This window comes from Rhizobacter sp. P1_G5, from assembly GCF_056405435.1.
In genome coordinates this window covers 1-8,163 of the sequence record NZ_JBFUCB010000245.1, presented here as the reverse complement: position 1 = coordinate 8,163, position 8,163 = coordinate 1, and the positions used below count along the sequence as shown (strand labels likewise).

At 68.7% G+C, this 8,163-nt stretch carries 9 protein-coding genes; 7 read left to right on the top strand and 2 right to left on the bottom strand.

Going from position 1 to position 8,163, the window contains the following annotated elements; genetic code table 11:
- Positions 1-798: maltose ABC transporter permease MalG (gene malG / locus AC1D12_RS17490; protein WP_477841834.1), on the top strand; the 798-nt coding region annotated here is incomplete at its 5' end.
- 123 nt (positions 799-921) lie between these two features.
- On the opposite strand, the gene AC1D12_RS17485 is transcribed toward malG, so the two are convergent.
- Both AC1D12_RS17485 and AC1D12_RS17480 read right to left on the bottom strand, forming a co-directional pair.
- On the bottom strand, positions 922-2,238 hold the full coding sequence (locus AC1D12_RS17485) for a type II toxin-antitoxin system HipA family toxin (protein WP_477841832.1): 1,317 nt from the start codon (positions 2,236-2,238) through the stop codon (positions 922-924).
- A 3-nt stretch (positions 2,239-2,241) separates the two neighbouring features.
- Positions 2,242-2,613 carry an XRE family transcriptional regulator gene (locus AC1D12_RS17480; protein ID WP_477841831.1) on the bottom strand — a complete coding sequence of 124 codons (372 nt, stop codon included), beginning with the start codon at positions 2,611-2,613 and terminating at the stop codon, positions 2,242-2,244.
- 262 nt (positions 2,614-2,875) lie between these two features.
- Between AC1D12_RS17480 and AC1D12_RS17475 the strand changes: the two genes are divergently transcribed.
- From AC1D12_RS17475 to AC1D12_RS17450, 6 genes are all read left to right on the top strand, one after another.
- Positions 2,876-3,316, top strand: a complete 441-nt coding sequence (locus AC1D12_RS17475) for a division/cell wall cluster transcriptional repressor MraZ (protein WP_477841829.1) — start codon at positions 2,876-2,878, stop codon at positions 3,314-3,316.
- A gap of 5 nt (positions 3,317-3,321) precedes the next feature.
- Positions 3,322-4,272 carry a 16S rRNA (cytosine(1402)-N(4))-methyltransferase RsmH gene (gene rsmH, locus AC1D12_RS17470; RefSeq protein ID WP_477828186.1) on the top strand — a complete coding sequence of 317 codons (951 nt, stop codon included), beginning with the start codon at positions 3,322-3,324 and terminating at the stop codon, positions 4,270-4,272.
- Positions 4,269-4,556 carry a cell division protein FtsL gene (ftsL, locus tag AC1D12_RS17465; protein ID WP_477828184.1) on the top strand — a complete coding sequence of 96 codons (288 nt, stop codon included), beginning with the start codon at positions 4,269-4,271 and terminating at the stop codon, positions 4,554-4,556. Before rsmH ends, ftsL begins: the two co-directional genes overlap by 4 nt.
- Positions 4,553-6,376 carry a peptidoglycan D,D-transpeptidase FtsI family protein gene (locus tag AC1D12_RS17460; protein WP_477841827.1) on the top strand — a complete coding sequence of 608 codons (1,824 nt, stop codon included), beginning with the start codon at positions 4,553-4,555 and terminating at the stop codon, positions 6,374-6,376. The genes ftsL and AC1D12_RS17460 overlap by 4 nt, the downstream gene beginning before the upstream one ends.
- Positions 6,376-7,944 carry a UDP-N-acetylmuramoyl-L-alanyl-D-glutamate--2,6-diaminopimelate ligase gene (locus tag AC1D12_RS17455; protein WP_477841825.1) on the top strand — a complete coding sequence of 523 codons (1,569 nt, stop codon included), beginning with the start codon at positions 6,376-6,378 and terminating at the stop codon, positions 7,942-7,944. Before AC1D12_RS17460 ends, AC1D12_RS17455 begins: the two co-directional genes overlap by 1 nt.
- Positions 7,941-8,163, top strand: a 223-nt coding sequence (locus AC1D12_RS17450; RefSeq protein ID WP_477841823.1) for a Mur ligase domain-containing protein, incomplete at its 3' end; no start/stop codon positions are given. The genes AC1D12_RS17455 and AC1D12_RS17450, both read left to right, overlap by 4 nt.

Sequence of the window (8,163 nt, the reverse complement as noted above, 5' to 3'; positions counted from 1 at the left end):
CTGATGATCCTTTCGATCACGCAGCGCCCGGGCAACTTCGCCGCCGGCAGCCTGATCCCCGAGACCATCAGCTTCGAGCACTGGAAGCTCGCGCTCGGCATCTCGTACACCGCGCCCGACGGGCGCCTCGTGAAACCGGATTTCCCGGTGCTGCTGTGGCTGTGGAACTCGGTCAAGGTGGCCAGCCTGACCGCGGCGATCACGCTGACGCTGTCGACCACCGCCGCCTATGCCTTCGCGCGCATGCAGTTCCGCGGCAAGCGCATGGCGCTCGGTGGGCTGATGCTGATGCAGATGTTCCCGGCGGTGCTCGCGCTGGTGGCGATCTTCGCGATCTTCGACCGCATCGGCAGCGTGTTCCCGTTCTTCGGCATCGACAGCCAYGCCTCGCTGCTGCTCGCGTACTCSGGCGGCATCGCGCTGCACGTGTGGACGATCAAGGGCTACTACGACACGATTCCGGTGGAGATCGAGGAGGCGGCCAAGGTCGAYGGCGCGACGCCSTGGCAGGCCTTCCGGCTGGTGCTGCTGCCGATGGCGCTGCCGATCCTGATGGTGGTGTTCCTGCTCGCCTTCATCGGCGCGATCATCGAGTACCCGGTGGCGTCGATCCTGCTGCATGAAGAGGCCAAGCTGACGCTGGCGGTGGGCTCCAAGCTGTTCCTGTACGACCAGAAATACCTGTGGGGCGACTTCGCGGCCGCGGCCATCCTGTCGGGGCTGCCGATCACGGTSGTGTTCATCCTCGCGCAGAAGTGGATGATCTCGGGGCTCACGGCCGGAGGGATCAAGGGGTGAGCGGAACCATTCGCCCACCACCCGTTCGCCCTGAGCAGGGACCGAGCTTGGTTACTTGCCGCCCAGGCCGATGCGAAAACATGGGCGTGCATCCCTCGTGGTTCGGGTGTCAGCGGTGCAGTTTCATCGACGTAAAAACGGGCTGGGCCTTTTCCGCCGGGTGGGCGCGGCCTGATACCGGGCCGGGTCGAAGCTGCTGCGCTGGTTCAGCAGCGCTTCGCCATCGAGCCGCTCGGCCAGGCTGGCGATGTCGCGCCCGGTCACGCCGGCCTGTGCGAAGTGCTGCTGCCAGGTGTTCACGACCTCGATGACGGCGAGCACGTCGGCCGCCGCTTCCGCGGGCAGCAGGCCGAAGGCATCGCACTGCGACATCGCGTTGTCGAGCGTCGAGTCCCGGCCCTGGGCGCCGCAGATGAACTCCTGGTAGCCCTGCCCCGAGTTCGTCGGCAGGACGTCATAGGCCGGCGCCAGCGTCAGGCGGCCCTGGGCGAAGGGGTTCATGACCAGCAGCGCGTGGTTCTTCTCGTGGTCGTCGGTGTTGTCCACCAGGATGTTGAAGACCATCCGGCGGAACAGTTCGCGCGCGTCGCGCTGGTTCGTGCCGTCCTGCGTGACGCCGATGCGGCGCAGGATCCGCGCGAGTTCGGGGTACCCCATCTCGGGTTCGGCGCCGGAGGCGGTGGCCGCGCGGATGGCGGTGCCTGCCGAGATGCTGTGGATGCGCCGGCCCGGAGCGCGGTCGAAGCGGTGAACAGCGATCGCATTCGCGTCGGCCAGGCGGATCACCTGCGTCCGGGCCACGGTGATGCCGGCGCGCAGGGCCAGCGTCATCGTCGCGTGCTCGATGAGCGGCGTGTCGACGGGCTCGTTGTTGAAGAACTTGACGACCCACTGTTCTCCGCCGATCTCGATGAGGGCCTTCGGCTTGGCGCCGCCGAGCGGGCTGYCGCCACCGGCAATGATCCTCGCCTCCAGCGCATTGAGGGGCTCCGAGGCTTCGATCTTGGCGACCACCTCGCTGAGCTGCTGCACGTCATCGAGCCGCGGCAGCGGACCCGCGGCGCGCGGGCTGTAGGCGCTCGACGACGTGGAAACGCCGAGCGCACCGAACCGGTCGTCGCCGGCGTAGTACAGGTACTCCATCAGTGACAGCCGCTGGGGCTTGTCGACGAAGCGGATGACCTTCTCGCCCCACCGATCCGGCCGCGCGTCGTCGACCGCGCCGACGGCGCGCTGCCCGTCCGTGGCCAGGCGGCCGGGTGGCAGGAACTCGTTGTCGACGAGCGGAAGATCCTCGCTGAGCGCGAATCCGTCGAGCAGCCACTCCCGCCCGTAGTGCAGCGACACGCCCTTGCCGGCGGAGACGAGCTTCAGCGCGCCGACGTGGCGCGGCGTCTGCGGGTCGCCCAGGTACCAGAGGTGCAGGTCGTCGAGGCGCATGTCTCAGTCCTTTCCCTTGGGTGTGGCGCGCAGGCGTGYCTCCGCGGACGCCTGGGCCCGGGCACGGCCCAGCTCGACGGCCTCGCGCACATCCAGTTCGATGGCGCCCTGGTCGCGTTCGGGCGCCGCCAGCTGCCTCAGTTCGCCGTCGCGCTGGATGAGCCACAGCGCGGTCGCCACGATGCCGATGCCGACGGACGGATCGCCGGCCTCGAGCCGCTGGAGGGTGGACACGGTGATGCCCAGCCGCTGCGCCCAGGATCTCAGCGACTCCTTGCGACGCAGGCGTGCCACCGCCAGGTCGGCGCCCAGTTTTTCAATGGCGGCCGCCGTGGCGGGTGGCAACTGGAGGAGGGCGCGGGCAGTCTTGGGCATACTCATAGAACATCACAGAAGACCCTGTTCTGTCAACATCTATCATTACATCGACAAGCAACGTGGTTCGACGGCCGCAGCTTCCCTTTCATCCAAAGCTTTCACAGCCTTCTGTAAGTCCTTGCTTTTACAACCATTTTCATTTGGCAGATTTTAGAGTCAGTCCTAAGTTCTTGATTTCATTGATTTTTTCTTACACCTCTCATTGACCTTATAGGAACCATCCGCTAGAGTGGTGCAAAGTGCACTTTAGTGGGTTTCTGTGGCGGAATTTGGCTTTCAAGGCAGCTCAGCGTTGACGCTGGATGGGAAGGGGCGGATCACCGTCCCGGCCCGCCAGCGCGATGTCCTGCTCGCCGATGCCGGGCCGCAGCTCACGTTGACCAAGCACCCGGCGGGCTGCCTGCTGGTGTTTCCGCGCCCGGTGTGGCTGGCCTTCCGCGAGCGCCTGGTGGCGCTGCCGATGTCGGCCGACGGCTGGAAACGCATCTTTCTCGGCAGCGCGATGGACGTCGAGATCGACGCCTCGTCCCGCGTGCTGATCTCCCCCGAGCTGCGTGCCGCCGCCCGCCTGACCAAGGACGTGCTGCTGATGGGCATGGGCAGCCGGCTGGAACTGTGGGATCCGCTCGTCTACGCTGAACAGGAAGCCAAGGTCCTGCAGTCCGAGATGCCGGATTCGCTCCGGGACTTCCAGGGCTAGACGCCATGACCCGCAGTACCGACAGCTTCCAGCACCAGACCGTCCTCCTCGACGAGGCCGTCGACGGCGTGTTCACGCGCACTGACGGCATCTACGTCGACGGCACCTTCGGCCGCGGCGGCCATTCGCGCCTGCTGCTCGGCCGGCTCGCGCCCGGGGGAAGGCTGGTGGCGATCGATCGCGACCCGGACGCCATCGCCGCGGCAGCGTCGGGCGCAACGCGGGTCGATGACCCGCGTTTTTCCATCCACCACTCGCCTTTCGGCGGCATGTCGGATGTGCTGGCCGAACTCGGCATCGCCCAGGTCGACGGCGTGCTGCTCGACCTGGGTGTCTCGTCGCCGCAGATCGACAACCCCGAACGTGGCTTCAGCTTCCGCTTCGACGGACCGCTGGACATGCGCATGGACACGACCCGCGGCGAAAGCGCTGCGGATTTTCTGGCCCGCGCCGACGAGCGCCACATTGCAGAGGTGGTACGCGACTATGGGGAAGAACGGTTTGCTGTATCGGTTGCAAAGGCGCTTGTTGCTCGGCGCGAGGGCGGGCATCCAGTTCGCACCACCGCAGAGCTTTCCCACGTCGTGGCTGGTGCGGTCAAGACCCGCGAGCCGGGCCAGGATCCTGCAACGCGCACATTTCAAGCTCTTCGGATTTTCGTCAACGCCGAGCTTGAGGAACTCGAACAGGGGCTGAACGCAGCCCTCGGATTGCTGGCGCCGGGCGGCAGGCTCGTCGTGATCAGCTTCCATTCGCTCGAAGACCGCATCGTGAAGAACTTCATCGCCCGCGAAAGCAAGAGCGAGTTCGACCGCCGCGCCCCGTTCGCCCCCGAGCGGCCGAGCCGGCTGAAGGCAATCGCCCGCGTGAAGCCGTCCGAGACCGAGGTGCGCGCCAACCCGCGCTCGCGCTCGGCCATCATGCGCATCGCCGAGCGCACCGAGGTGCCGGCATGACCCGCATCAACCTCGTGCTGCTCATCGCGCTGATCGCCAGCAGCATCTACCTGGTGCGCGTGTCGTACGACGCGCGGCGCCTCTTCGCCGAGGTCGACCGCGCCACCAGCGAGGCGCACCAGCTCGAGATCGAGCACGAGCGGCTGCTGGCCGACAAGCAGTCGCAGGCGACGCCGCTGCGCGTCGAACGCGTCGCGCGCGACAAGCTCGCGATGCGCAATGCCACGCCGGCCGTCACGCAGTACGTCGCGTACGCGCCCGCCGCCTCGGGGGCCGCCAGATGAGCTGGATCGACAAGATCCGCCAGTTCGGCGGCGATGCCCGGCCGAACCCGGCACGCGCCGGCGCGGTCAACGTGCGCAGCGTCATGTACTCGACCAGCCCGCTGCTCGCGTCGAAGACGCCGCCGTGGCGCTCGAAGTTCCTGGTCGGCCTGGTCGGGCTGGGCTTCTGCGTGCTGGTCGGCCGCGCCGTCTACGTGCAGATCATCGGCAACGACTTCTTCCTGAAGCAGGGCGAGATCCGCTACGCGCGCACGCTTGACCTGTCGGCCAGCCGCGGCCGCATCATCGACCGCAACGGCATGATCCTCGCGTCCAGCGTGCCGGCGCCGTCGCTGTGGGTGATCCCGAAGGAGTTCGAGGCCGACAAGAAGCAGCGCGCCCAGCTCGCGAAGCTGCTCGGCTACACGCCGGCCGAGCTGGCCGGCAAGCTCGACGACAGCCCGAACTTCGTCTGGCTGCGCCGCCAGGTCGACGAACAGGTCGCGAAGGATGCGCTCGGGCTCGGCGTCAAGGGGCTGTTCCAGGTGCGCGAGTTCAAGCGCAAGTACCCCGAGGGCGAGGCCGCGGCGCACGTCGTCGGCTTCACCAACGTCGAGGAGAACGGCCAGGAAGGCATCGAGCTCGCGTTCCAGAAGGAGCTGCAGGGCCGCAACGGCACGCGCCGCGTCGTGAAGGACCGGCTCGGCCGCGTCGTCGAGGACATCGGCGAGAGCGTCGCGCCGGTCGACGGCCGCGACATCGAGCTGTCGATCGACTCGAAGGTGCAGTTCTATGCCTACCAGCGCATCCGCGATGCGGTGACCGAGAACAAGGCCAAGGCCGGCAGCGTCGTCGTGCTCGACGCGCAGACCGGCGAGGTGCTGGCGCTGTCGAACTTCCCGAGCTACGCGCCGGGCGACCGCAAGAACCTCTCCGGCGCGCAGCTGCGCAACCGCGCGCTGACCGACACCTTCGAGCCCGGCTCGACGATGAAGCCGTTCATCGCCGCCTGGGCGCTCGAGACCGGCCGCGTGACGCCCGACACCGTGCTGCAGACGGCGCCCGGCCGCCTGAACTTCGCCGGCTCGGTGATCACCGATTCGCACGCGCACGGCGACCTGACGGTGTCGCAGACGATCCAGAAATCGAGCAACGTCGGTGCGGTGCGCATGGCGATGCAGTTCCAGCCGCGCGAGATGTGGGAGCTGTACTCGCAGGTCGGCTTCGGCCAGAAGCCGCAGATCGGGTTCCCCGGCGCGGTGACCGGCCGGCTGCGCCCGTACAAGTCGTGGCGGCCGATCGAGCAGGCGAYGATGAGCTACGGCTACGGGCTGTCGGCCTCGCTGTTCCAGATCGCACGCGCCTACACGGTGTTCGCGCACGATGGCGAGCTGATCCCGGTGTCGCTGGTGAAGAACCGGCAGGTCGATACCCCGACGCCGGCCGGCATCCGCGTGATCTCGCCGAAGGTCGCGAAGCAGGTGCGCGAGATGATGCACCTGGTCACGCTCGAAGGCGGCACCGCCCCGAAGGCGCAGGTGCCGGGCTACTCGGTGGGCGGCAAGTCCGGCACCGCGTACAAGCAGGAAGGCAAGGGCTACGCGGAGAAGAAGTACCGCTCGTGGTTCGTCGGCCTGGCGCCGATCAGCAAGCCGCGCATCATCGTCGCGGTGATGGTCGACGAGCCCAGCAACGGCAAGTATTTCGGCGGCGACGTGGCCGCACCGGTGTTCAGTGAAGTCGTTCAACAGACCTTGCGCTCGATGGGGGAACCCCCCGACATCGAGGTGCGGCCGCAGATCGTGACCCACGCGCTGCAGGCCGAGGAAGAGAGTTTCTGATGAGCCAGGCACCCACCCTCATCCATCACGCGAGCGTCGAGTCGGCGCTCGCGTGGCTGCTTGCGCGCGGCGTGCGCGGGCTCGCCACCGACAGCCGCCGCGTGCAGCCGGGCGATGCGTTCATCGCGTGGCCGGGCTATGGCGTCGATGCGCGGCAGTTCGTGCCGCAGGCGCTGGCCGCCGGCGCGGTGGCCTGCCTCGTCGAGGCCGACGGCTCCACCGCGTTCGAACTCGATCCGCAGACGGTGTCGGCGCTGCCCGACCTGAAGGCCGCCACCGGCGAGCTGGCGAGCGGCTTCTTCGGCGAACCGAGCACGCGGCTGCGCGTCGTCGCGAGCACCGGCACGAACGGCAAGACCTCCACCGCCTGGTGGACGGCACAGGCGCTGAGCCTGCTCGGCGCGCGCTGCGGCGTGATCGGAACGCTGGGCGTCGGCGAGCCGCCGACGAGTGCGGTGCCCGATGCGCAGGTGCTCTCGACCGGCCTCACGACGCCCGATCCGGTGACGCTGCAGCTCGCGTTCCGGCAGTTCGCCGACGAGGGCTTCCGGGCCTGCGCGATCGAGGCCTCGTCGATCGGTGTCGTCGAGCAGCGGCTGGCCGGCACGCATGTCGAGGTCGCGCTGTTCACCAACTTCACGCGCGACCACCTCGACTACCACGGCACGATGGACGCCTACTGGGCCGCCAAACGCCAGCTGTTCTCGTGGCCGGGGTTGCGCGCCGCGGTGCTGAACGTCGACGACGAGCAGGGCGCGTCGCTGGTCGGCGAGCTGGCCGGCGGCGGGCTCGACCTGTGGACCTACAGCACGCGCGACGTGGCCCGGCTGCGCGCGCAGGACATCCACTACGCCGACGGCGGCCTCGCCTTCACGCTGCGCGAGGGCGACGAGGCCGTCGACGTGCACAGCCGGCTGATCGGCGACTACAACGTGTCGAACCTGCTGGCGGTGATCGGCGGGTTGCGGGCGCTGGGCCTCGCGCTGGCCGACATCGTCGCGGTCGTGCCCGAGCTGAGCGCGGTGCCGGGGCGCATGGAGCGCGTCGACGCCGAACCGACCCAGCCGGTGGTGGTGGTCGACTATGCGCACACGCCGGATGCGCTGGAGAAGGCGCTGTACGCACTGCGCCCGTTCGCACGCGAACGCGGCGGCCTGCTGTGGGTGGTGTTCGGCTGCGGCGGCAACCGCGATGCGACCAAGCGCCCGCTGATGGGCGGCATCGCCGAGCGGCTGGCCGACCGCATCGTCGTCACCAGCGACAACCCGCGCAACGAGGCGCCGGCGCAGATCCTGCGCGAGATCGTCGAGGGCATGGCCAGTTCGCTGAACGCGACGGTGCTCGAAGACCGGCGCGCCGCGATCGCGCACGCGCTGCACCACGCCGGCGGGCGCGACGTGGTGCTGATTGCCGGCAAGGGCCACGAGGCCGAGCAGGAGATTGCCGGCGTCAAGCACCCGTTCTCCGACGTGCTGGAGGCGCAGGCGATGCTGGCGGTGCTCGACCCGGAGCCGGCGCCGTCCGCGCCTGCACCACTCTCGTCGCTCGACGAAGGGAGCGCGCCATGATGATGACGCTCGCGCAAGCCCACGCGCTGCTGCCCGGCTCGACGCTGGTCGGCGACGGCGCGCTGCCGATCGCGCGCGTGCATTCCGACACCCGCACGCTGCAGCCGGGCGACCTGTTCGTCGCGCTGCGCGGCGAGCGCTTCGATGCGCACGACTTCCTCGCGCAGGCCCAGGCCGCCGGCGCGGTCGCGGCGATCGCCGAACGCGGCCTGGCCGCCG